Annotated in this window: 21 protein-coding genes; 13 read left to right on the top strand and 8 right to left on the bottom strand. The window is 61.8% G+C overall.

Translation table 11 applies throughout. The annotated features are described in order from the left end of the window. Positions 1 to 227: 227 nt before the first annotated feature. Positions 228 to 1,526, bottom strand: coding sequence for a protein kinase (locus CER19_RS01725; RefSeq protein ID WP_116665167.1), 1,299 nt, complete (start codon positions 1,524 to 1,526; stop codon positions 228 to 230). 37 nt (positions 1,527 to 1,563) lie between these two features. Further along, positions 1,564 to 2,658 carry a cell division protein ZapE gene (gene zapE / locus CER19_RS01730; RefSeq protein ID WP_116665168.1) on the bottom strand — a complete coding sequence of 365 codons (1,095 nt, stop codon included), beginning with the start codon at positions 2,656 to 2,658 and terminating at the stop codon, positions 1,564 to 1,566. A gap of 190 nt (positions 2,659 to 2,848) precedes the next feature. Between zapE and CER19_RS01735 the strand changes: the two genes are divergently transcribed. The 7 genes from CER19_RS01735 to CER19_RS01765 all read left to right on the top strand — a co-directional run bounded on the left by CER19_RS01735 (position 2,849) and on the right by CER19_RS01765 (position 9,165). Next, the gene (locus CER19_RS01735) at positions 2,849 to 3,340 is read left to right on the top strand and encodes a spore coat U domain-containing protein (RefSeq protein ID WP_116665299.1); all 492 of its coding nucleotides are present in this window, start codon (positions 2,849 to 2,851) and stop codon (positions 3,338 to 3,340) included. Then, the gene (locus CER19_RS01740; protein WP_116665169.1) at positions 3,334 to 3,879 is read left to right on the top strand and encodes a spore coat protein U domain-containing protein; all 546 of its coding nucleotides are present in this window, start codon (positions 3,334 to 3,336) and stop codon (positions 3,877 to 3,879) included. Before CER19_RS01735 ends, CER19_RS01740 begins: the two co-directional genes overlap by 7 nt. Before the next feature lie 18 nt (positions 3,880 to 3,897). Then, the gene (locus tag CER19_RS01745) at positions 3,898 to 4,440 is read left to right on the top strand and encodes a spore coat protein U domain-containing protein (RefSeq protein ID WP_003192220.1); all 543 of its coding nucleotides are present in this window, start codon (positions 3,898 to 3,900) and stop codon (positions 4,438 to 4,440) included. 2 nt (positions 4,441 to 4,442) lie between these two features. Further along, positions 4,443 to 4,931 (top strand): spore coat U domain-containing protein, encoded by a 489-nt coding sequence (locus CER19_RS01750; RefSeq protein ID WP_116665170.1) that lies wholly within the window; start codon positions 4,443 to 4,445, stop codon positions 4,929 to 4,931. A gap of 26 nt (positions 4,932 to 4,957) precedes the next feature. Then, a complete protein-coding gene (locus CER19_RS01755) occupies positions 4,958 to 5,746 on the top strand; it encodes a molecular chaperone (protein WP_116665171.1) in 789 nt (262 codons plus the stop codon). 72 nt (positions 5,747 to 5,818) lie between these two features. Continuing rightward, positions 5,819 to 8,167 carry a fimbria/pilus outer membrane usher protein gene (locus tag CER19_RS01760; RefSeq protein ID WP_116665300.1) on the top strand — a complete coding sequence of 783 codons (2,349 nt, stop codon included), beginning with the start codon at positions 5,819 to 5,821 and terminating at the stop codon, positions 8,165 to 8,167. A 23-nt stretch (positions 8,168 to 8,190) separates the two neighbouring features. Continuing rightward, positions 8,191 to 9,165, top strand: a complete 975-nt coding sequence (locus CER19_RS01765) for a spore coat U domain-containing protein (RefSeq protein ID WP_178088092.1) — start codon at positions 8,191 to 8,193, stop codon at positions 9,163 to 9,165. On the opposite strand, the gene CER19_RS01770 is transcribed toward CER19_RS01765, so the two are convergent. Both CER19_RS01770 and CER19_RS01775 read right to left on the bottom strand, forming a co-directional pair. Then, complete coding sequence (locus CER19_RS01770) at positions 9,162 to 9,899, bottom strand: anti-sigma factor (RefSeq protein WP_116665173.1); 738 nt, start codon at positions 9,897 to 9,899, stop codon at positions 9,162 to 9,164. The genes CER19_RS01765 and CER19_RS01770 overlap by 4 nt on opposite strands. Beyond that, a complete protein-coding gene (locus CER19_RS01775; protein WP_116665174.1) occupies positions 9,896 to 10,402 on the bottom strand; it encodes a sigma-70 family RNA polymerase sigma factor in 507 nt (168 codons plus the stop codon). The genes CER19_RS01770 and CER19_RS01775 overlap by 4 nt, the downstream gene beginning before the upstream one ends. Positions 10,403 to 10,598: 196 nt before the next feature. Here CER19_RS01775 and CER19_RS01780 point away from each other — a divergent pair, with 196 nt between their 5' ends. The 5 genes from CER19_RS01780 (at position 10,599) to CER19_RS01800 (ending at position 16,035) form a co-directional block, all read left to right on the top strand. Next, positions 10,599 to 12,206 carry an amino acid adenylation domain-containing protein gene (locus CER19_RS01780; RefSeq protein ID WP_116665175.1) on the top strand — a complete coding sequence of 536 codons (1,608 nt, stop codon included), beginning with the start codon at positions 10,599 to 10,601 and terminating at the stop codon, positions 12,204 to 12,206. Beyond that, on the top strand, positions 12,199 to 13,485 hold the full coding sequence (locus CER19_RS01785) for a hypothetical protein (RefSeq protein WP_116665176.1): 1,287 nt from the start codon (positions 12,199 to 12,201) through the stop codon (positions 13,483 to 13,485). The genes CER19_RS01780 and CER19_RS01785 overlap by 8 nt, the downstream gene beginning before the upstream one ends. 47 nt (positions 13,486 to 13,532) lie before the next feature. Beyond that, positions 13,533 to 14,297: an enoyl-CoA hydratase-related protein gene (locus CER19_RS01790; protein ID WP_032896566.1), complete on the top strand. Its 765-nt coding sequence runs from the start codon at positions 13,533 to 13,535 to the stop codon at positions 14,295 to 14,297. Between the two features lie 119 nt (positions 14,298 to 14,416). Beyond that, the gene (locus tag CER19_RS01795; RefSeq protein ID WP_116665177.1) at positions 14,417 to 15,499 is read left to right on the top strand and encodes a catalase family peroxidase; all 1,083 of its coding nucleotides are present in this window, start codon (positions 14,417 to 14,419) and stop codon (positions 15,497 to 15,499) included. Beyond that, a complete protein-coding gene (locus tag CER19_RS01800) occupies positions 15,496 to 16,035 on the top strand; it encodes a cytochrome b (RefSeq protein WP_032896571.1) in 540 nt (179 codons plus the stop codon). Before CER19_RS01795 ends, CER19_RS01800 begins: the two co-directional genes overlap by 4 nt. 31 nt (positions 16,036 to 16,066) lie before the next feature. On the opposite strand, the gene CER19_RS01805 is transcribed toward CER19_RS01800, so the two are convergent. Next, positions 16,067 to 17,218, bottom strand: coding sequence for a M14-type cytosolic carboxypeptidase (locus tag CER19_RS01805; RefSeq protein WP_116665178.1), 1,152 nt, complete (start codon positions 17,216 to 17,218; stop codon positions 16,067 to 16,069). Positions 17,219 to 17,683: 465 nt separating this feature from the next. Then, positions 17,684 to 17,977: a DUF6124 family protein gene (locus CER19_RS01810; protein WP_116665179.1), complete on the bottom strand. Its 294-nt coding sequence runs from the start codon at positions 17,975 to 17,977 to the stop codon at positions 17,684 to 17,686. Between the two features lie 187 nt (positions 17,978 to 18,164). On the opposite strand from CER19_RS01810, the gene CER19_RS01815 reads away from it, so the two are divergent. Then, positions 18,165 to 18,800, top strand: a complete 636-nt coding sequence (locus CER19_RS01815; RefSeq protein WP_116665180.1) for a LexA family transcriptional regulator — start codon at positions 18,165 to 18,167, stop codon at positions 18,798 to 18,800. Here the strand turns inward: CER19_RS01815 and CER19_RS01820 are convergent. Continuing rightward, positions 18,797 to 20,722, bottom strand: coding sequence for an acetyl/propionyl/methylcrotonyl-CoA carboxylase subunit alpha (locus CER19_RS01820; protein WP_116665181.1), 1,926 nt, complete (start codon positions 20,720 to 20,722; stop codon positions 18,797 to 18,799). The genes CER19_RS01815 and CER19_RS01820 overlap by 4 nt on opposite strands. Then, positions 20,719 to 21,525, bottom strand: a complete 807-nt coding sequence (locus tag CER19_RS01825; RefSeq protein WP_116665182.1) for a gamma-carboxygeranoyl-CoA hydratase — start codon at positions 21,523 to 21,525, stop codon at positions 20,719 to 20,721. The genes CER19_RS01820 and CER19_RS01825 overlap by 4 nt, the downstream gene beginning before the upstream one ends. Positions 21,526 to 21,533: the final 8 nt, after the last annotated feature.

Raw genomic sequence — 21,533 nt, forward strand, 5'->3', positions numbered from 1 at the left:
TCAGCGTCACGAGCGCTTGAATAGACGAGCAACCTACACACGCGGAACCACATGTGTCATCGAGCGTTGAGCATGCGCGTCCTGGTGAGTTACCACCTGGCTATTGAGCTACACGTCACTGTCCTAGTTTTTTTTTTTTTTTAAATAACATCAGAATGTGTATAACAGGCCAATACATCTGTTGACTGTCACACCGCATTCGCGAGCAAGCCCGCTCCCACATTGGTTCAGGGGTGCAGCAGAGATTCCAGCAAGGCTTCGATCTCTTCGAAGCTCGGTCGCGCCAGCACATCCGGCTGGCAGCAGCGTTGTTGCAGTGCCTGCAAGCTTTCGTCACTGGCCTCAACCCGCTCCAACAACTCCCCCAGCAGCACCCCGAACGCCCGCACTTCAATACGCTGCAACGCACGGGTTTCCAGCGTGTCCGCCGTGGCATGGAATGACGCCGCGCCAAAGTCTCCCAGCAAGCAATCACCCGCTGCGTTCCACAAAATATTGTGACCATACAGGTCACCATGGGTAATACCGTGCCGATGCAGGTGCGCCGCCACCGAAGCAATGCCCCGCGCCATGCGCAGTGCCACGTCCAGGCTGAAACGGGTGCTGGGTTCGTAGACATCCCGCGTGCACGACGCCAGGCTCGGCAGGGCCGCGAGGTTGCGGTAACTCGGGTCGATCAGGTCCATCACCAGCGCGGCCTGGTTATCGGGATGGCCGACGACGCGTCCTTCAACCTTGATCAGGTTGGGATGCAGCCCGGCAGCGATGCAGGCTTGCATTTCATGCAGCGGTGAACCGTCGCTGGTGATGGTGCCCTTGTACAGCTTGACCGCGACCGGCACCGCACGGGGTTTCCACAGCGCCTTGCGAATAATCCCCGAGGCGCCTTCGCCCAGGACTTCGCCCATTTCCAGTTCCTGCCAGGCGATGTTCGGCGTCGCCTCATCACTGCTCACCTGCACGGCCATTTCCACGGGGTTGCCGGCGTAGGCCAGCCAGGTCAGGCTCGGTAGGGTCAGCAGCCACTGCGGCAGGTGGGTGAGGCGGTTGGAGGGGGTGCGGGTCAACTCCAGGTTTTGGCACTGGGCCAGGCTTGGCGGCAGGTCGGTCAACTGGTTACCGGCCAACATCAACTTTTGCAGCAACGGGCGTTGGCCCAGTTCATCGGGCAACTGGCTGATGCAGTTATCGGTGAGGATCAGCCAGCGCAACTGCGGGGGCAGGGCAGCTGCGGCTACCTGGCTGATCTGGTTGGCCTTGAAGCCGATCATGCTCAGCTTGACGCACTGGCCCAGGCATTGCGGCAGTTCGGTAAAGGCGTTGTCCGAACAGAACAGCACACGCAGGTGCGTCAGGCGGTGCAGGTCGTCAGGCAGGCTGCTCAGGGCGTTGCCGGTGAGGTTGAGGATTTCCAGCGAGTCGGCCAGTTCGAAGATTTCCCGGGGGAACTCGGTCAGCCCGCAGGCCAAATCCAGGCGTGTAGCGCCGGCCAATTGGCCAGCCTTGAGTTGGGCGAGGGTATTCATGCAGGGCGCGGTGCTCGGAAGGAGGCGTAAAAGGCGCTCATGATAGCGGCTCGGGCGCGGTTTGCGGGCACGGCGTGTGCAATTGGCGCAGGCGGCTGGCGGTGCGGGCGAGGTCGATGGCCTGGCCTTCCAGGCATTTATCCAGGGGCTGGTGACCGATAAGTGTCAGTTGCTTGTCCTGGTCGTAGAGCACGTCCACCAGGTTGATAAAGCGCTGTTGCACGGCGATGGGGCATTCGGCCAGCTGCGGCAGGCCGTCGATGATCCAGTGGTCGAAGTCCTGGCACAACAACAGGTAGTCCATGACCGCTGTGAGCTGTTCGCACAGGTCGTTGAAGGTGAACGCGATGGTTCGTGCCTGATGGCCTCGGCATTGTAACTGCCGAGTGCCGACCTTCAGGGTTTGCGCCGGGCAATCTGTGGCAGGCAGGCCCAGGCTTTCACGCTGGCCAGCCGTACCTGGCCAGACGTACTGGCCGCCCGTGAAGCGTTGTTGCGCGTGGGCCTGAGCCAGGCTGCGAAAGTCCTGAGGCGCACTGACTTCCAGCACCTCCATGCGCGCGGCGATCAGCTCGATCACCGGTTTGAAGCGTTCGTGGTACAGCGGGTTGGGCAGCAAGCCTTCGGGTGGGTAGTTGGAGGTCACCAGCACCAGCACGCCGCGCTGGAACAGGGCCTTGAACAAACGGCTGATGAGCATCGCATCGCCGATATCGTGCACGTGGAATTCGTCGAAACACAGCACTCGGCAGCTGGCCAGCAGCTCGTCCAGAGTGACGCCCAGGGCATCGTCATCCTCGCGGTGCAGGAACATGCCCTGGTGCAGCCGGGCGAAGAAGGTGTGGAAATGCACGCGCTGCTTCTCGGCGATGGGCAGTGCCTGGAAAAATCCGTCCAGCAGCCAGCTTTTGCCACGCCCCACCGGGCCGTGCAGGTACAGGCTGCGCGTGGCCTGGCCGTTGAGCAGGTGTTGGGCTTCGCGATTCAGGGCGGTAATCGCCCGGATTTGCCCATCACTGAGGGTATAGCCCTGTTGTACGGCCTTTTTTTGAAAATACGCCGGGATAGGCGAGGCGTCCGAGGCGTCGGTTTTTTTACCCAGCAGGCGCTGGAACAGGGCAAGCACGGCCAAGAATAATCACTCTGTATTGCGATGGTCGTTCACTGTAGGACGCTCAATGCCATTTGACCAATAGTGAAGGGCCCCAAGCCTTGCAAACTGGCACTTTCGCGTTAACTGGCTAACCTCATACACAGTTGTCACCCCTGTATAAGGAATTGGGGCAGTGAAGGGACCAGCGGTATTGACTGTCATGGGCACGATGCTCTGCAACACGGTGTTTGCTGCGCAACTTCAGGTGGAGGTGCGCATCGACGTGCAGCGGGGTTGCCAGTTGGTGGGCACCACCCGCAATGCGGGCATCGAGCAACTTGGCGTATTGGATTTCGGCAGCGGCCCACGTCTGGATGACCCGGCCGGCCCGCTGATTGCGGCCCTGATCAGCCAACGCCAGCCGCGCCTGGAATGTAACCCCGACACGCCTTATCAAGTGCGCGTTGACGGCGGCCTGCATGGCGGCGTCGGCGAAGTGCGTTATCTCGCCAATCCGGTGTCCTCCAGCCGGCCCATCCCCTATCGAATCTATGCCGACGCCGCGCGGCTGATCCCCTTGCCGGTGGACGTGCCGATCAGCGGCCGCGTACCGGATACCGGCTCCGTAGACCTGCCGCTGTATGGCCGCATCGAACCGCTCAAAGACATCCCCGCCGTTGGCCGATATTCCGACCTGCTCAAGGTTACGGTCACATGGTAAGCCGCTACCTGGCCGTGACGGCCCTGGGCGGCCTGCTGTTGCTGGCGGATGACGCGCAGGCGGCGGTGGTCAACGGCCAGGTCCACGCGCGGTTGGTGATCACTGCCAGTTGTGAAGTGAGCAAGGGCGTGGAAACCGCGCCGGTCACGCCCGAAGGCGGCACCGCGCTGTTGGACTTTGGCAGCCAGGGCCCGACGTGGAACGAGACCTTGGACGCGGCGATTTCAGATGGCGACAAGGCGCCGCTGTCGGTGTCCTGCAACCCCTCGGTGGTCAGCAGTTTCACGGTAACCATCGACGGGGGCGCTAACGGCGACGGCACCACGCGGCGCCTGAGCAATGGCCGCCAGACCATTCCCTATCGACTGTCGGCTGACCCTCAGGGGCGCAGTGCCTACAGCATCGGCCAGCAACGCAATTTCGTCGTGACCCAGGGCACCCAGGTACCGATCCCGGTATTCGGCTCCGTGGTGGCGAATACCAGGGCCCTACCGGCCGGCCTCTACACAGACACCCTGACGGTGACTCTGGATTGGTAAACCATGAGGATGGATATCATGCATGTACTTGTATCGCGAATCGGCCTCTGTGCGCTGGGCCTGGGGCTGGCGTCCAGCCTGAACGCGGCGACCACGGTGACCGGGCAGATCAGTTCCAGCCTGACCTTGATCGCCAGTTGCCAGGTCAACGGCTCTGGAGCGGCCACCGGGCTGAATTTCGGTAGCTTGAACTTCGGCACCACCAACAGCCTGTTTACCAATGCCGACGCCCAGTTGCTCGGCGGCACCGGTACCGGCGGGGCGTTATCGATCCTGTGTTCGGCTGGCACCGCGCCAACGATCAAGGTGCGTGCCGGGGCCCACGATGGCGCTTCCCCAGGTGGCACCCGTGCGCTGGCCGATGGCGTGGGTAACTTCGTGCCCTACGATTTCTACACTGACAGCGGGCGTTCCGCGCTTCTGGCGATTGACGGCGTGGTGACACTCGCCACCAGTACCGGCGTCGCGCAGACCGTCAACCTTTACGGCCGGGCGGTGGGCAAGGCGGGGCTGCCAGCGGGCACCTACACCGACACCGTGGCCGTGGAACTGACGTTCTAACGATGTGGCGCAGGGTGTTGCTCGCCATCGGCCTGGCGATGCCGTTGCCGCTGTCGGCAGTGGTCAACCAGAGCTTCCAGGTGAGTGCGACCATCACGCCGGGCTGTCTGGTCGTGGGCGGCGGCGCCAACTACGGCACCTTGGCCTACGGCAGCTATTCGGCCCTGGCCACCAGCACGGTCACAGCGGCTCTCACTGGCGGCGTTACCCTGCAATGCACGCCGGGCGTGGCCCTGAGCATGAGCGTGGATGGTGGCCTGCACAGCAGCACCGGGCGCAACTTGCAGCTCAACAGTGGCAGCGCGCGGGTGGCTTACCAATTGTTTCGCGATGCGGCGTTCAGCCAGAGTCTGGGCATCAGCCAGAGCGTCAGCGTGGCCTACAGCGATGCGAGCAACATCAGCCTGCCGATTTACGGGCGGGTAGTTTTACCGGGCAATCAGCCTGGGGGGACGTACAGCGACACGCTGCAGGTGCAGCTGACGTGGTAGGGCTAACGGTTTTAAGGAGGGGTGTTATGGGTTGTGCTCTGCGACGGTTATGGACAACGGGTTTCGCCTTGGGGGCGTTGTGCTCGGCAGGGTTCGTACAGGCGGCCAGTTCGGTGCTGATCTGGCCCATCGACCCGGTGCTGGAGGCTGACCAACAGGCCAGCGCGCTGTGGCTGGAGAACCGTGGCACCGAGACCGCCAACCTGCAGATCCGCGTGTTTGCCTGGAGCCAGAACGGTTTCGACGAGCAGTACCAGAACCAGCGCGATGTGATCGGCAGCCCGCCCGTGGCCAAAATCGAGCCCGGCCAGAAACAACTGGTGCGCCTGACCCGCACCCGGGAAGTGCCGCCGGGACAGGAGCTGGCCTATCGCATCATCATTGATGAAATCCCTTCGGCGCTTCAGGTGCCCACGCCTCCGGAGGGCAAGAACACGGCGGCGGCGATTCGCTTTCAGATGCGTTATTCGGTGCCGTTGTTTGCCTACGGCGCCGGCCTGTGGAGCAAGGACGACGCCACCCGCCAACGTGACCCCAAGGGCGCGGGCAAGCCGCAGTTGAGCTGGCAAAAGGTCAACGTGGCAGGGCGCAACTACATCGAGGTGCACAACCAGGGCGCCGTGCATGCGCGGCTTACCGATGCGTCATTCAAACAGGGCGGGCAGACCCGGCCGTTGGTGGACGGCTTGCTCGGCTATGTGCTGCCTGGCGCGAGCATGCGTTGGCCGGTGCCGGATGCCGTATCGGCCGACCAGCCGTTGCAGGTCAGGGTCAACGGCGCGCCGCAACTGGAGAGTCTGGCGCCCAAGCGATAGCCGTTATGTAGCGCAACGGGCACGCGCCCGGGTTTTAACAGGATGGAGATGTCCATTGAAGGACACAACGCCATGGTGAGTCGTGGTTGGGCTCGGGTTTTATGGCCGTCGGTGGCAGTGGCAAGCGGGCTGTGGGGCGCAGCGATGGCGGGCGACTTGCCGCCGCCGCCCGGCAGTATGGAGGCAGTTGCCGATGCACAGCTGTTTCTGGAACTGGTGGTCAACCAGATGGACACCGGCCGCGTCATCGCGGTCGAGCAGCGCGCCGGCCAGCTGTTTGTGCCGGCCAGCGCGTTGCAGGACGTGGGCATGAAACTGCCGGGTGAGCCCGTCGGCAGTGTGGCCCTGGACCAAGTACCGGGCCTGCACAGCGACTACGACAGCAACGGCCAGCGCCTGCTGCTGGATGTGCCGCCCTCCTGGCTGCAGGAACAGTTCATCGGCAACCGCAATACCTATCCGCGTACCCAGGCCATGAGCAGCTTCGGCGCCTTGCTCAACTATGACGTGTATTTCAATGACACCGACGACGGCGGCAGTTACCTCGCGGCCTGGAACGAAGTGCGGCTGTTCGACACCTGGGGCACCTTGTCCAACACCGGGCAACTGCGCCAGACCCTGTCCGATGGCATCAGCGGCGGCACCCTCAACAATGGTTACCGACGTTACGACACCACTTGGCGTTTTTCCGATGATGAACGCCTGCTGACCTACGAGGCTGGCGACGTGATCAGCGGCGCGCTGCCTTGGAGCAGTTCGGTGCGCCTGGGCGGGGTGCAACTGTCCCGGGATTTTGCCGTGCGCCCCGACCTGGTCACGTACCCCTTGCCGCAGTTTGCCGGTGAGGCGGCGGTGCCCTCGTCGGTGGACCTGTTTATCAACGGCTACAAATCCGACAGCGCGCGACTGCAACCCGGCCCCTACACCCTGACCAACATCCCGTTCATCAACGGTGCCGGCGAGGCCGTGGTGGTCACCACCGATGCCCTGGGCCGCCAAGTGTCGACCACCGTACCGTTCTACGTCACCAGCACCTTGCTGCAACAAGGCTTGACGGATTTTTCGCTGGCCGCCGGTACCTTGCGCCGTGACTACACCCTGCGGGATTTCGGCTACGGGCCGGGCGTGGCCAGTGGCACGTTCCGCTATGGCTATTCCGATCACCTGACCCTGGAAAGCCACGCCGAAGCCTCCAGCGACCTGACCCTCGGCGGGCTCGGCGGCAACCTGCGCCTAGGCAACTTCGGTGTGCTCAATACCGCCCTCAGCCAGAGCCAGTTCGACAGCCGCACCGGCCAGCAACTGAGCCTCGGTTACCAGTACAACAGCACGCGCTACAGCTTTATGTACCAACGGGTGGAACGTCGCGACGAATATGCCGACCTGACCCTGGTCGACACCCCTTACGCCAGCCTCAGCAAGCGCAGCGAGCAGGTGACCCTGAGCCTTAACCTCCAGCGTTTCGGCAGCCTGGGCCTGGGTTATTTCGACGTGCAGGCGGCAGACGACTCGCGCACGCGCCTGCTCAACCTGAGCTGGAGCAAGCCGCTGTGGCGCAACACCAGTTTCTATCTGTCGGCCAACCGCGAAATCGGCGACAGCAACTGGGCCATGCAGGCGCAACTGGTCATCCCGTTCGACCTCAACGGCAGCCTGGCCTTGAGCGCCGAGCGCAGCAAGGACGGCGCCAGTCGCCAGCGCATCAACTACAGCCGCGCGGTGCCCAGCGAAGGCGGGGTGGGCTACAACCTCGGCTATGCCCAGGGCGATGCCCCCAGCTATCGCCAGGCCGACCTGACCTGGCGTTTGCAGTCGGTGCAGTTGCAGGCCGGCGTGTACGGCAGCAGCGAGGCCCTGACGCGCTGGGCCGATGCCAGCGGCTCGCTGGTGTGGATGGGCGGTGAAACCTTTGCCGCCAACCGCATCAATGACGCCTTTGTGGTAGTGAGCACCCAGGGTTTTGCCGGGATTCCGGTGCGCTACGAAAACCAGCTGGTGGGCCAGACCGACCGCAATGGCCATTTACTGGTGCCGTGGAGCAGTGCGTATTACCGCGGTAAATATGAGATCGACCCCTTGAACCTGCCGGCGAATGTGCAAAGCCCCAATGTGGAGCAGCGCGTGTCGGTACGCAGGGGCAGCGGTTACCTGCTGGAGTTCCCCCTGCGCCGGGTGCTCGCCGCAAGCATCACCCTGGTGGATCGCCAGCATCAGGAGTTGCCGCTGGGCAGCCTGGTAGTGCACGAGCAAAGCAACACCCAAGCGGTGGTCGGCTGGGATGGCCTGGTGTATCTGGAAAACCTCAGCGCCCACAACACCTTGCAGGTCACCCTGGGTGAAGGCCGCAGCTGCCAGGCGACATTCGATATTGATGCGCAGCAACAGGACGTGCCCTTGATCGGGCCATTAGTCTGCCAATGAGGGCTTGAACAGGGAGTGTTCAGATGAGGGGCAGCGTAGGGTTATGTGGCGTAGGGTTGTTGTTTTGCGGGCAGGCCATGGCGGCGTGTTCGGTGGCGTCCACCGTGCCGGCCAGTTTTGGTTCGATCAGTTCGATGACGCTGCGCACCGCCGCGCAAACCAGCTCCACAACCAATTCAGGGTTGAGTTGCACCTCGGCGTTGATATCGCTGCTGGTGTCCACCGACCACTTTTACGCCACGATCACCTCGTCGCAAAGTGGCATGGTCGGGCCGACCGGTGATGTGATCAGCTACACGATTTATGGCAACAACAGCACCAGCTATCCCATCACCCGTGGCAGCCAATTCGATTTTGGCGGCGCTGGCGGCATCGCCCAGAGCATTGGCCTGATCGCAGGGCCCGGCGCGAAAACCGTGCCGTTGTACCTGAGCAGCATCACCGGCAGCAACGTCGCCGCTGGGGTGTACACCGAGACATTGAGCATCGCCTGGCAGTGGAATTATTGCTCGGGGATCGGCCTTGGCGGCATTTGCCTGGGACGTGACACCGGCAGTGGCACGGCGTCCCTGACCGTCAGCATGACCGTGACCAACGACTGCCAGATCACTGCCCCGAATATCAGCTTTGGCAGCGCGCCGGTGGTCAGCGGGTTTACTGCGGTGACCGGGCAGACCATCAACATCGCTTGCACCAAGGGCAGCGCCTATACCGTGGGCTTGAGCGATGGCCAGAACCCGGTGAGCGTCGGCGGCCGGCGGCGTATGGTTTCCGGCGGCAATTACCTGGCCTATGACATTTTCCAAAGCGCCGGCACCACGCGCTGGGGCAGTGTCGGCGCGGCGCGGCGGGCCAGTTCCACGGCCGAGGTCAACCCTGGCAACGGCTTGGGCGTCGGTAGCCAGGTGTACAACTACAACGCCAAGGTCTACACGGACCAGCCCACGCCGCCAGCTGGCACCTATCTGGATAATGTGGTGCTGGACGTCGGTTTCTAGAACCGCGTCTGCAGCGCGGTGGCCTGGTCCACCGGGCTGACCATCGCATAGTTGTAGCCGCCGCCCGACCAGTAGTCGGCCTGCAAGCCATCGGCACTGCGGCTGCCGCGGGGCAGGAAACCGTTGTTCGGGCCCGGCGGGCGGATGTAGAAGCTGATGCGCCGACCTTGCGCGTCCTGGTACAGCACCATGGCCGCCGCGCCTTGGTCGGTGGTGAGCAGGCGCCCGCTGACCGGCTTGAAACCGGCTTGGCTCAGGTCGGGCAGGCGATGGGCCTGGTTGAAATAACGGTCGAGCCAGGCCTGCATGGTGCCGCGGTCCTGGGCGTTGTAGTCGGCGGGCATGATGCCGTCCTGGGCAAACAGGCGGTAGGCCTGCATGGCGTCGGTCATCGGCAGCAGCGGGGGCTGGGTGGCTTCGCGGGCGTGCCAACCGCCAAACCCGCCGAGGCTCACGGCGATCAGCAGCAACGCCGCTGTGGCCAGGTGCCGACGGGACTGTTTCTTGATGCGCTGGCGAATCAGGGCCGGGTCCAATGCCGGGTTGTGCGGTTGTTGCAGGGCGCCGCTCAACGACGCACGCAGCAACTGTGCATCCTGTTGCCAGGCCTGTACCTGGGCCGCCACTTCGGGGTGGCTGGCCAGCCAGGTTTCAAGCACACGGCGATCAGTGTCCGGCAATTGGTGATCGACGTAGGCATGTAAATCGCGTTCGCTGGGGGGCAGGCTGATCATTTGAGTCTCCGCAGGGCAGGGCCGGTCACTTCGCCATCGCTGAGTTGACGCAGCGCTTGGCGTGCGCGAGACAGGCGTGACATCACGGTGCCGATGGGCACCTTGAGGATCTCGGCCACTTCCTTGTAGCTCAAGCCTTCGACAGACACCCACAGCAGCAGGGCGCGCTGTTCGGTGTTCAGTTGGTCGAAGGCTTGCAGGGTGGATTGGGCCAGCACCGTGCGTTCCACCGAAGGTTGCACGTCATCGCGGCCGATGAAGAATTCGAGCATGCGCGCATAGCGGCGGTTGCGGCGGTGGGCGTCGAGGAACTGCCGGTAGAGGATCGAAAACAGCCAGGCGCGCAAATCGCCCTCCAGACGTTTATCGGCCCAGGCGACGATGGCGCGCTCCAGGGTCGATTGCACCAGGTCATCGGCGCTACTGCTGTTGCGCGTCAGGGACACGGCAAAACGCCGCAACCTGGGGATGAGTTCACGTAACTGTTCGTCGAGTTCATGCATGGGATGAGTCTACTCACTTGTGTTGAGGTAGACGTCGATCTGTGTAGCTTATTCCATGCACTGTGCAAAGAAACTTCCCCGGGTATGAGTGGGAAGCTTCTGCATAGCTTGAGAGTCTGTAATCTCGTGCGCAGCCCTCTATCCACCCTTGTATCTGTCGGTATTCAGCCGGCAGGCCAATAGTGAGAGGGTGCTCATGACGTATTCGCCGAGCGTTAAACAGTTTTTTTCCAACGCCTCGCTGGCTCATTTGCCTGCCGCGCAGCGAGTTCTATTTGAGCAATGGGGATGCGGGCCTTCAGCGCTGGCCGCCTACGCCAACGTACACCACGCCATCGAGGCACAAGCGAAGTCGGCGCCCCACGCCACAGCGGCCGTGTGCGCGGGCCAACGTATCAGCTATGAACAGCTCAACCGACAAGCCAACCGTTTGGCTGTGCACCTGCTTGCAAAGGGTGTGAAGCCGGGTGACACGGTGGGGTTGTTCGTCGAACGTTCGATCCCCATGCTGGTAGGGCTTCTGGCGGTGTTGAAGGTTGGTGCCGCGTATGTCCCCCAGGACGCCAGAATCGTGCCTACCCTGCAGTTGGGTATGGTTCTGGAGTCGTTGTCCAGTCCGGTCATTCTGACCTTGTCGAGCCTGTTGGAGCACATTCCGGCAGACGCGGCCTCCCGCTGCCTGTGTCTGGACACGTTCATTGCGCAAACCCCTTGGGTGGCTGAGAACAATGATGGCGTGTCCGCCGAGGTCAGTCCCGATGGCCTGTGCTTTGTGCTGTTTACTTCCGGAACCACTGGGCGTCCCAACGGCGTGTGTGTCAGCCACCGTAACGTGTGCAACATTCTGTTGACCCAACCTGGGCAGATGGGAATGGCGCCGGGTCGCACTGTTGGGCAGATTCTCAATATCGGCTTTGATATGGCTGCCTGGGAAATACTCGGTTGCCTGGCGCATGGCGCGACCTTGCTGATTCGCGGCAAAGATATCGCGCAGACAGCGGCCCAGTGCAACGTGTTGATCGCAACGCCATCGATACTGGCTACCCTTGACCCTTTGCAATGTCCCGACCTCAAGTACATTGCGGTGGCCGGAGAGGCCTGCTCCCAGGCGCTTGCAGACCGTTGGGCCGAACACTGTACGTTCTACAACGGGTGCGGGCCCACCGAAACCACCATCGTGAACACGTTGCACCTGCACGTACCAGGAACACCATTGACTATCGGCAGGCCAACACCGAATAACACCGTCTATGTGCTCGATTACCAGGGGCGTGCCTGCGCAATAGGCGAGATGGGCGAGATGTGGGCCGGTGGAACGGGGGTAACGGCGGGCTATCTGAACAACAAGGCATTGACCTTGGACCGGTACCGCCCGGATCCCTTTCGCGGTGGCGATGCGGTGATGTTCCGTACGCGAGACCTTGGGCGCTGGGTAGCTGACGGCCGACTCGAACATTTAGGTCGCGTGGATGACCAGGTGAAGGTTCGCGGTTTCCGCGTAGAGCTGGACGCGGTGTCGGCAGCTTTGGAGGCCGGTGAGAACTGCATGCGCGCGGTCACGTTGAAGCTGGACAATCGTACGTTGGTGGCCTTTGTCTCCCCAGCCAACGCTGACATAGAGGCTTGCCGGTTGGCATGTCAACAGCGCCTGGCCTACTACTGCGTGCCGCAGTCCATCTACTCGGTGGAGGATTTTCCCCTGACCGCCAGGGGCAAGATCGACAAGGCACTGTTACTGCAAGTGGCCCGGGAGTCGCAGGTGGCGGCGCAAGCGGTTTTGACCCAGGGGCCTGGTCATGATTGATGCGCTGACCCGTACTGTTGTGCCGCCCAAGCCAGCGCTTTGGCGACGCTGGGCTTCACTGCCGATGTTTTCTTATTACAACCGCCTGGCTTCAGGGGTTTTGATTGGCAACGCTGTTTTTGTGCTGTTGGCTGTGGACCTGCAAGCCATTGCAGTGCAGACGCTGTCGGACATGGTGCTGATTAACCTGTCGATCGCCATCCTGATTCGCCAGCAATACCTGATCAATGGCCTGTTTTGGCTGGCGACGCGGATACCGCGTACATGGCCGCTCGGTGTGCGGCGAAGCGCAGCCAAGGTGTATCACTTCGGCGGGCTGCACAGCGGCGCAGCCTTGGCGGCCACGGGATGGTTTGCGGGCCTGGTCGGTGTGCAGGTCACGCATTATCTGCGGCAACCGGACAGTATTTCGGCAGGCTCGTTGGGGATCAGCGTTTTGCTGCTCAGCGTGTTGCTGTTCATGGTGGTTATGGCTCAACCACGTATCCGAAGCCGCTTTCACAACGGGTTTGAACGGGTTCATCGGTTTGCCGGTTGGAGCGCGTTGCTATTGTTCTGGTGGCAAACGTTATCGACCACATCGAACCTGTTGCACAGCCTTTCGTTCTGGATGCTGGTCCTGCTGACCCTGAGCATCCTGCTGCCCTGGTTGCGGCTGCGCAAGGTTGCCGTTGAACACACGCGGCCTTCCACACATGCCGTGATTACACGCTTGAGCCACACCTCACCATTCGCCGGTTCATCCAGCGCAATCAGCCGTAGCCCGCTGTTGGAATGGCACTCCTTTGCCAATATTTGCGCGCCAGGCGAGGCGGGTTTTCGCCTGATCATTTCCCGCGCAGGCGATTGGGCCGGGGAGTTTATCGAGGACTTGCCCCGTTATGTATGGGTCAAGGGCATTACCACCGCCGGTGTTGCCAATGTAGAAACCCTGTTCAGGTCTGTGGTGTACATCGCCACAGGCAGCGGGATTGGGCCTGTCATGCCGCATTTGCTCGCAGCTAAGGTCCCTATTCAATTGATCTGGTCCACGCGTAGCCCGAGGAAGACCTACGGCGATGAACTGGTGGAGGAGATTCTGCGGGCCCAGCCACATGCAGTGATCTGGGACACCGATGAGCGCGGTAAGCCCGACCTGGTGCAGTTGGCCTATGGCGCGGTGCAAGCCTGCGGCGCCGAAGCGGTGATTTGTATTGCCAACCAGGCGTTGACTCAACGCGTGGTGCAAGAGTTGGAAGCGCGCGGGATACCCGCCCAGGGTGCCATCTGGGATTCCTGAGACAGCCTGAAGTGAGAGCGATATCAATCAAATCGTTGGAGATGCCGATGAATGTTTTAATGGAACGTCATGACCGCGTGGTCCTGATCAAGCTCAACCGCCCTGAAGCCAAGAATGCGCTGAGTTCGGCGATGATGAAGGAACTGATCGGCCATTTGGCTGCAGTGGACCAAGACCTTGGGGTCGGGTGTGTTGTGATTACGGGAACCCGCGAGTTTTTTGCGGCAGGGGCCGATATCAAAGAAATGAGCGGCAAATCCTATCTGGACATGCTCAACGAAGACTACTTCGCCGGCTGGGAAGGTTTCACCCGTTTGCGCACCCCCACGATTGCCGCAGTGACAGGCTATGCGTATGGCGGCGGCTGCGAACTGGCGATGATGTGCGACATGATTTTCGCCGCTGATACCGCCACTTTTGCCCAACCAGAAATCAAGCTGGGGGTTATTCCGGGGATGGGGGCGACCCAACGTTTGACAGGGTTGATTGGCAAGGCCAAGACGATGGACCTGGTATTGACGGGGCGGCCAATGACCGCCCAGGAAGCCGAGCAGGCAGGGTTGGTGTCTCGCGTTTACCCGGCCGCGAACTTACTGGATGAAGTACTGGCAGTGGCGGCACAAATTGCGTCCTTTTCTCGAACGGCCACCCGCGCAGCACGACAGGCGGTGGAACAATCCCTGGAGGTCGGCTTGCACGAAGGTGTGCGTCAGGAGCGTAGGTTGTTTCATGGCCTGTTCGCCACGCCTGATCAGCAAGAAGGCATGCAGGCGTTTCTTCGCAAACGACAGCCATTGTTTAACCAGCGATAGAACGGAGTGGATCTACCAGCGCGTCTAGTACAAAAAAACTACAGTGAACGGGGAATAAGCCTACGTGAGATTCGTCTCATAACACTTTTCCCCTGCGGCCACTGGCCCTGGAGTTTTTTATGGTTGATCACTCTTTACCGCCGCGTCCGCCTCTTAGTACCGCCAGCCTGCTGGTCAGGCTGGCGTGTATTGGGGGCGTAGTGGCGGTGGTGGTAGGGGCATTTGCCTACGTCAATGGCACGCTCGACCCACAACGTCTGCGGCCAAAGACCTTGGTCAATGCCCTGGAAACCAATAACGGCGTGCATCCGGGCTTTCGCCGTAACCATGCCAAGGGCGTATGCGTGGCGGGTTATTTCCAGAGCAGTACCGAGGCCCGTGCCTATTCCAGTGCCCAGGTGTTCAGCGAGGCCAAGACCCCGATCATCGGCCGCTTTGCCTTGCCCAGCGGCAACCCCTACGCGCCGGACAGCAGTGTGCCGATTCGCAGTTTCGCCGTGCAGTTCAGCCAGGCCAACGGCCAGCAATGGCGTACGGGGATGAACAGCATGCCGGTGTTCCCGGTGGGCACGCCCGAGGCGTTCTACCAGTTGCTCAAGGCCGGCGCGCCAGACCCGGCCACCGGCAAGCCGAACCCGTCGAGCATGCCGGCGTTTTTTGCCGCACACCCCGAGACCGCGCCGTTCCTGGCCTGGGTCAAAACCGCCAAGCCATCGGCCAGTTACGCGACTGAAACCTATAACGGCATCAACGCGTTTTACCTGGTGGCTGCCGATGGCAAGCGCCAGGCCGTGCGTTGGGAGGTGGTGCCCCAGAGCCAGGACGCGGCGGGTGATACCGCACCTGCGGGCAGTGACTTCCTGGAGCAGGATTTGGTGCGACGTCTGGCTGTCGGGCCGTTGCGTTGGCAGTTGAACATGACCCTGGCCAACCCCGGCGACCCGCTGGACGATGCGAGCAAGACCTGGAGCGGCGCACACAAGGTGCTCAACGCTGGCACCCTTGTGCTGCAAAGCAGCCAGCCCCAGGCAGACGGCGATTGCCGCGATATCAACTTTGACCCGCTGATTCTGCCCAGTGGTATCCAAGCCTCCAATGACCCTTTGCTGGCCGCCCGTTCGGCCGCCTATGCCAGCTCGTACCTGCGCCGGGCCGGTGAAGTCAGCCCCTTGCACAGCGCCCCTCAGGAGTCGAAGCCATGAATGCTCAACCACGGTTCTTTGCGCCCCTGGCGCGCGTGCTGCACTGGCTGATGGCGCTGATGATCATCGCCATGCTGTTTATCGGCGCGGGTTTGGCGGCGTCGGTGTCGGAGCGCCATGAGTGGCTGATCCACCTGCACAAGCCGCTGGGCATTGCGATTCTGGCACTGGTGATCGTGCGCCTGGCGGTACGTTTTTCCACGCGCCAGCCGCCGTTGCCAGCGGATTTGCCGGTGTGGCAAAGGCTCGCAGCCAAGGCTTCCCATGTGCTGTTGTACGCCTTGATGCTGGTGTTGCCGCTGCTGGGCTGGGCGATGATTTCAGCGGCCGGTGACCCGGTGATGCTCAGCAGTAACCTGCAATTGCCCGCGCTGGTGGGGGCGAATGCGCCGTTGTTCGCGTTGCTGCGCAAGGCTCACGGCTATTTGGCCTATCTGCTGTTTCTCACCGTGCTGGTGCATCTGGCGGCCGCGTTGTTCCACGGTTTGATCCGCCGCGATGGTGTCTTGCAAAGCATGACCGGCAGCAAGGATTGACCGCTCGCCACAAAGAGCTTGTCACAGGGCGTTAGCGCAAACGCCCGACGATATCTGCGACGCTGCTCAACACGTCCTTGCCCAACTGTTTCGAACGATCGCCTGACCAGCCAGTTCGCAGGTTGGGCGCGTCGTCGTTGTCCTTGAAGGGCATTTCCAGGGTCAGGGACAGGCAGTCGTATTTTTCTCCTACCGCGTTGCAGGCCAGGGTCATGTTGGCTTGGCCGGGCAGGTCGCGGGTGTAGCCGTGGGTGGTCTGGAAGTCTCGGGTCAGGTGGCTCAAATGGCTGCGGAAGTGTTTTTCCAGGGCTTCGATGCGCGGCGTGTAGCCGGGGTTGCCTTCGCAGCCGGCGGTGAACACGTAGGGGATTTCTTCATCGCCGTGGATGTCGAGGAACATATCCACGCCGTATTTTTCCATCTGTTGCTGGACGAACAGGACTTCGGGGCTGAGTTCCTGGCTGGCGCTTTGCCAGGCGCGGTTGAGGTCCTGGCCCATGGCATTGGTGCGCAGGTGGCCATGGAAGGCACCGTCCGGGTTCATGTTCGGAACCAGGTACAGATCGGCGACGGCCAGCAGTTTTTTCAGTTCGTCGTCGCCGTCTTTTTGCAGGCGCTCAATCACGCCCTCCATAAACCACTCGGCCATGTGTTCGCCGGGGTGCTGCTGGGCGATGATCCACACCTTGCGCCGGCCTTCGATCCCTTTGCCTCGGCGCAGCAGTTGGATATCGCGGCCTTCCGCGCTCTTGCCGGTGGCCAGCAGGGTGACCCCGGCGTACTTCAGGGCTTGCTCGATCAGCCAATCATGGCGTTCACGGCTGTAGGGTTCGAAATAGGCAAACCAGACGTGCTTTTGCCGGGTCTGGAGGGTGATGTGCAGGATCTCGCCATCAAAGCGCGTCGGTACCCGGAACCAGTTGATATGGTCGTAGGATGCCACGGCGTTGTAGCCGCTCCAGGCATGTTTGTAGGACGAGCGCCCCGCGTTGCTCAGGCGAAAGGTATGGGTGTGCCCCACGTGCATGCCTTCGGCCTTGAAGTGGAACCATTGGTAGTGATCGCTGCGGGTGTCGGGTTTAATTGCCAGCAACAACTGATAAGCGTCGCTGGCATCCAGAACCTGGATGTTGCCGCTGTCGAAGTCGGTGCTGATCTTGATGGAGGTCAAGGCCACGGTCATAGTCTGGTTGCCTGAATATGAGTGATGTGGCGGCTATCTTACACAGGCGTTCGGTAAAACCTGGATGCAAAAATTGTTGCAGGGGGAGGGGGCGTCATCCGTGACGCCGCCGCAGCTTAGAGTCTATGAGATTGATTCTCAAGCGCTAATTCGCAGAGATACGCGCTAGAGCACTCGGGCGACTTTCTTTGGGCGATAGTCTTTTGCTACCATGCGTGCCATCAAGCAACACACAGTCTTCATTAGCCTGAAGCCACGCCAGGGAAACTGGCAAAAAAAAGACCCGGCCAAAGAGCCGGGTCAAAAACCGTGATTAGCCTGATGAGGAGATATTCCAAGAGTCCGACCTAAGGTCTCTTGGTCTATCGACTGATCTCGCGACCAGCTGAGTCCAATAATAATCATTATCATTTGCAAGTCAAATGTTTTTATCCGTGGGATAGAAATATTTTTCTTTCATGCCTGCTACGCGTTTGCCGCCGCTCTTGGCGCTTGCAACGACCGCTCCACCATCGCCTTCGCCATATCGATCAAATACACCAACGAAAATGCCAGGTCGCGCTGGTTGCCCTGATGGCTGCACGCCGACTCGTAGGCGGTAGCCGCTGCACTGCGCAACAGGTCCGAGGCATGTATCAGGGCTTCCTCCTGGCTGACTTCGGGTTTGATCGCGAACATGGTCCCGTCCGAATTCGGCGTCGACCGATTTTCTTTCAAGTAGTAGTCCAGTGCGCGCTGGGCCGCGCCACTGTTGCACATGTCGTTTACTTCAGTCAGTTCGGGTGTTTCGGGCGTTGGGTGCGTGCGGGTCGTCATAAGCGGCAGTACTCCGGTGGGTGTCGAAATCCTTGGGCTTGATGATAGTACGTATCGTATTCCTGTCGTTTTAAGGATTACTACAAACTGTTTATTGCCCGGAAAAATAAGCGCCGTATTGTGATGCGCCATGGATAACTGGATAGCGTTGGTTAAAGCCAACATGAAAGACCGCAAGGTCACGCAGGATGAATTGGCGCAGCGCCTGGGCATGTCCCAGGGCGGCATCGGCCATTGGCTCAACAAACGCCGCGTGCCGAGCCTGGCGGACATGAACCGCGTGCTGGCCGAACTGGGGTTGGGGTATTTGGAGGTGGCGCTGGAGATTCGTGAACGGGCCGCGCAAGTGCCTGAACGGGAAGCGCACTACAACCCGTATTTCCGCTACCCGGTCAGCGACTGGAAGCAGGCCTGCGAGCTGCGTGAAGAGCGTGCGCCTTATAGCACCGAGCGCTACGAATTGACCGATTACCGCGCCCGAGGCGAGGCATTCTGGCTGCCGGTGACGGGAGACGCCATGACCGCCCCCACGGGCATGAGCATTGCGGCTGGCATGATGATCCTGGTTGACCCGGCGATCGCGCCCGAGCCCGGTAAATTGGTGCTGGCCCAATGGGCTGGCAACCCCCAGGCCACCTTTCGCCAATTGCAGGAAGAAAGCGGCCAGCACTACCTGGTGCCGCTCAACCCTACTTACCCCAAGGTGCTGCTCACCGACGGCTGCCGCCTCCTGGGTGTGGTGGTGCAAGCCACGGCGAGGTTCTAGCCGGCCGATTCAAGCTCCACCAGCGCGCTGCCTTCGGCCACCATTTCACCTTCCTGGCAGAACAGCGCCTTGACCACCCCGGCGTGGGGCGCACGGATACTGTGCTCCATCTTCATGGCTTCGAGCACCACCAGCTGAGCGCCGGCTTCAACGGTTTGGCCCACCTCTACGAGCACTCGCACGATGCTGCCGTTCATCGGTGCGGTGAGGCCGCCCTGATGAGATTGACTGGCCTCGACCGCCGCAATCGGGTCGAACAGGCTGACGGCATGCATCTCGCCGTCCCAGCGCAGGTACAGGCTGCCTTCACTGCGCACCGCCAGATGAGCACGGCGCACGCCCTGATGTTCAGTCAGCAACTGTTCGCCGCATAACTGTGCGGTGTGCCCCGCCAGCGTCACCAGCCGATCCTGCCCATTGCAACTCAGGTGCAGCGACACTTCGGCAGGCAGGCCCGCGCGAAAGCCCTGGTGACTTGCCCAAGGCCCGTCACCCACCGGCAAGCTCTGCATAAACGCCAAGCCCGCCGCCTGCCAGAACTCATCGCTCAAGGCCCCCGGCGTCGGCAACAGCTCATCCTGATAGCGCGGGATAAACCCGGTGTCCAACTCGGCCGCGGCAAACGCAGGGTGCCCGATGATGCGCCGCAAAAAGCCCAGGTTGGTTTTGAGCCCGCCGACGGCAAACTCATCCAGCATGCTCAATAAGCGCAGGCGCGCCTGTTCGCGGTCTTCGCCCCAGGCGATCAACTTGCCGAGCATCGGGTCGTAGAAGGGCGACACGCTGTCCCCTTGCTCGACGCCACTGTCCACGCGGCGCCCAGGGCCCGGGCTGGACTCGCGGTACAGCGCCAAGTGCCCGGTAGCGGGCAGGAAGTCATTGGCCGGGTCTTCGGCATACAGCCGCACTTCAATCGCATGACCGTTCAACGCGACCTGCTCTTGCGTGATCGGCAGCGCCTCGCCCTGGGCAACCCGGATCTGCCAGGCCACCAGGTCGAGGCCGGTAATCGCTTCGGTCACCGGATGCTCCACTTGCAACCGCGTGTTCATCTCCATAAAGAAAAACTCGCCACGGGCATCCAGCAAAAACTCCACCGTACCTGCGCCCACATACCCGATGGCCTGGGCAGCGCGCACGGCTGCTTCGCCCATGGCCCGGCGTTGCTCAACACTCAGGCCCGGCGCCGGTGCTTCTTCGACAACTTTTTGATGGCGGCGCTGGATCGAGCAGTCCCGCTCATTGAGGTACAAGCAATGACCCTGCTGGTCGGCAAACACCTGGATCTCGACATGCCGCGGCTTGAGCAGGTATTTCTCCACCAGCATCTGCCCGTTGCCGAAAGACGACAGCGCTTCACGCTGGGCGGAAGCCAGGACTTCGGCCAGTTGGCTGACGTCCTCAACCACCTTCATACCCTTGCCACCGCCACCCGCCGTGGCCTTGAGCAGCACCGGGTAGCCGATACGTTCACAAGCGGCGCGAAAGGTCTCCAAGTCTTGGGCCTCACCGTGATAACCCGGCACCAGCGGTACGCCAGCCGTCTCCATCAGGGCCTTGGCCGCGGATTTACTGCCCATGGCGTCGATGGCCGAGGCGGGCGGGCCGAGGAAGATCAAGCCTGCCGCCTCGATGGCTCGGGCGAAGCCGGCATTCTCCGAGAGGAAGCCGTAGCCGGGGTGAATCGCCTGGGCGCCGCTGGCGTGGGCGGCGGCAATCAGCTTGTCGATTTGCAGGTAACTGTCGGTGGCTTTGCTGCCGCCCAGGTCGACGCGGATATCGGCTTCACGGCTATGGCGGGCATCGCGGTCGATGGCGCTGTGCACAGCCACGGTGGTCAATCCCATGGCCTTGGCGGTGCGCATGACCCGGCAGGCGATCTCGCCACGGTTGGCTACCAGAACGGTGGTGAGCGTGCTCATGAACGCGGCTCCTGGGTTTGCCAACTTGGCGCACGTTTTTGCAGAAACGCGCGCAAACCTTCCTGGCCCTCGGCGCTCACCCGAATACGCGCGATGGCATTTTCGCAATAGCGTCGCAAGGCGGGGGTGAGGGCACCGTTGCCCACTTCGCGCAGCAAATCCTTACTGGCACGCATGGCCGCCGGGCTGTTTTGCAACAGGTTGGTGACCCACTGATCGACCTGTTGATCCAGGCTCTGGGCCGGATAACTTTCCGCCAGCAAGCCGATCTCCCGTGCGCGCTGGCCGCCGAACCGCTCGGCTGTGAGTGCATAACGACGGGCAGCGCGTTCGCCGATGGCCTGCACCACGAACGGGCTGATCACCGCCGGCGCCAGGCCGATACGCACTTCCGACAGGCAGAACTGCGCGTCGTCGGCGCCGATGGCCATGTCACAGCAACTGATCAGGCCCAGCGCGCCCCCGTAGGCCGCGCCTTGCACCACCGCCAGCGTGGGGATTTTCAGCTTGGACAGGTTGTACATCAGCTCCGCCAGTTCCCGGGCGTCGTCCAAGTTGGTGTGGTAGTCCAGCTCGGCCGACTGTTGCATCCAGGCCAGGTCGGCGCCGGCACTGAAGTGCTTGCCGCGCCCGCGCAGCACCAGAAAGCGCAGGGACGGGTCGCCTTGTACGCGGTCAAGGGCCAGGATCAGTTCGCGGATCATCTCGGCGTTGAACGCGTTGTTCTTGGCTTCACGGCTGAGCCACAACGTGGCAAAACCACGGAGGTCGGTGATCAGTTCGAGGGTGTTGAAGTCGCTCATGCAAGGAG

It is taken from the genome of Pseudomonas sp. GL93, assembly GCF_003408955.1.
In the GTDB taxonomy this organism is placed as follows: domain Bacteria; phylum Pseudomonadota; class Gammaproteobacteria; order Pseudomonadales; family Pseudomonadaceae; genus Aquipseudomonas; species Aquipseudomonas paracarnis.

What these genes read in the sequence shown, in the direction of transcription:
- CER19_RS01790 (WP_032896566.1), top strand. Translation starts at nt 13,533, where the DNA reads ATGAATGTTTTAATGGAACGTCATGACCGCGTGGTCCTGATCAAGCTC.
- CER19_RS01815 (WP_116665180.1), top strand. Translation starts at nt 18,165, where the DNA reads ATGGATAACTGGATAGCGTTGGTTAAAGCCAACATGAAAGACCGCAAG.
- CER19_RS01725 (WP_116665167.1), bottom strand. Translation starts at nt 1,526, where the DNA reads ATGAATACCCTCGCCCAACTCAAGGCTGGCCAATTGGCCGGCGCTACA.
- CER19_RS01770 (WP_116665173.1), bottom strand. Translation starts at nt 9,899, where the DNA reads ATGATCAGCCTGCCCCCCAGCGAACGCGATTTACATGCCTACGTCGAT.
- CER19_RS01805 (WP_116665178.1), bottom strand. Translation starts at nt 17,218, where the DNA reads ATGACCGTGGCCTTGACCTCCATCAAGATCAGCACCGACTTCGACAGC.
- CER19_RS01745 (WP_003192220.1), top strand. Translation starts at nt 3,898, where the DNA reads ATGCATGTACTTGTATCGCGAATCGGCCTCTGTGCGCTGGGCCTGGGG.
- CER19_RS01825 (WP_116665182.1), bottom strand. Translation starts at nt 21,525, where the DNA reads ATGAGCGACTTCAACACCCTCGAACTGATCACCGACCTCCGTGGTTTT.
- CER19_RS01795 (WP_116665177.1), top strand. Translation starts at nt 14,417, where the DNA reads ATGGTTGATCACTCTTTACCGCCGCGTCCGCCTCTTAGTACCGCCAGC.
- CER19_RS01820 (WP_116665181.1), bottom strand. Translation starts at nt 20,722, where the DNA reads ATGAGCACGCTCACCACCGTTCTGGTAGCCAACCGTGGCGAGATCGCC.
- CER19_RS01760 (WP_116665300.1), top strand. Translation starts at nt 5,819, where the DNA reads ATGGTGAGTCGTGGTTGGGCTCGGGTTTTATGGCCGTCGGTGGCAGTG.
- CER19_RS01780 (WP_116665175.1), top strand. Translation starts at nt 10,599, where the DNA reads ATGACGTATTCGCCGAGCGTTAAACAGTTTTTTTCCAACGCCTCGCTG.
- CER19_RS01800 (WP_032896571.1), top strand. Translation starts at nt 15,496, where the DNA reads ATGAATGCTCAACCACGGTTCTTTGCGCCCCTGGCGCGCGTGCTGCAC.
- CER19_RS01755 (WP_116665171.1), top strand. Translation starts at nt 4,958, where the DNA reads ATGGGTTGTGCTCTGCGACGGTTATGGACAACGGGTTTCGCCTTGGGG.
- CER19_RS01735 (WP_116665299.1), top strand. Translation starts at nt 2,849, where the DNA reads ATGCTCTGCAACACGGTGTTTGCTGCGCAACTTCAGGTGGAGGTGCGC.
- CER19_RS01740 (WP_116665169.1), top strand. Translation starts at nt 3,334, where the DNA reads ATGGTAAGCCGCTACCTGGCCGTGACGGCCCTGGGCGGCCTGCTGTTG.
- CER19_RS01775 (WP_116665174.1), bottom strand. Translation starts at nt 10,402, where the DNA reads ATGCATGAACTCGACGAACAGTTACGTGAACTCATCCCCAGGTTGCGG.
- CER19_RS01785 (WP_116665176.1), top strand. Translation starts at nt 12,199, where the DNA reads ATGATTGATGCGCTGACCCGTACTGTTGTGCCGCCCAAGCCAGCGCTT.
- CER19_RS01810 (WP_116665179.1), bottom strand. Translation starts at nt 17,977, where the DNA reads ATGTGCAACAGTGGCGCGGCCCAGCGCGCACTGGACTACTACTTGAAA.
- CER19_RS01750 (WP_116665170.1), top strand. Translation starts at nt 4,443, where the DNA reads ATGTGGCGCAGGGTGTTGCTCGCCATCGGCCTGGCGATGCCGTTGCCG.
- CER19_RS01765 (WP_178088092.1), top strand. Translation starts at nt 8,191, where the DNA reads ATGAGGGGCAGCGTAGGGTTATGTGGCGTAGGGTTGTTGTTTTGCGGG.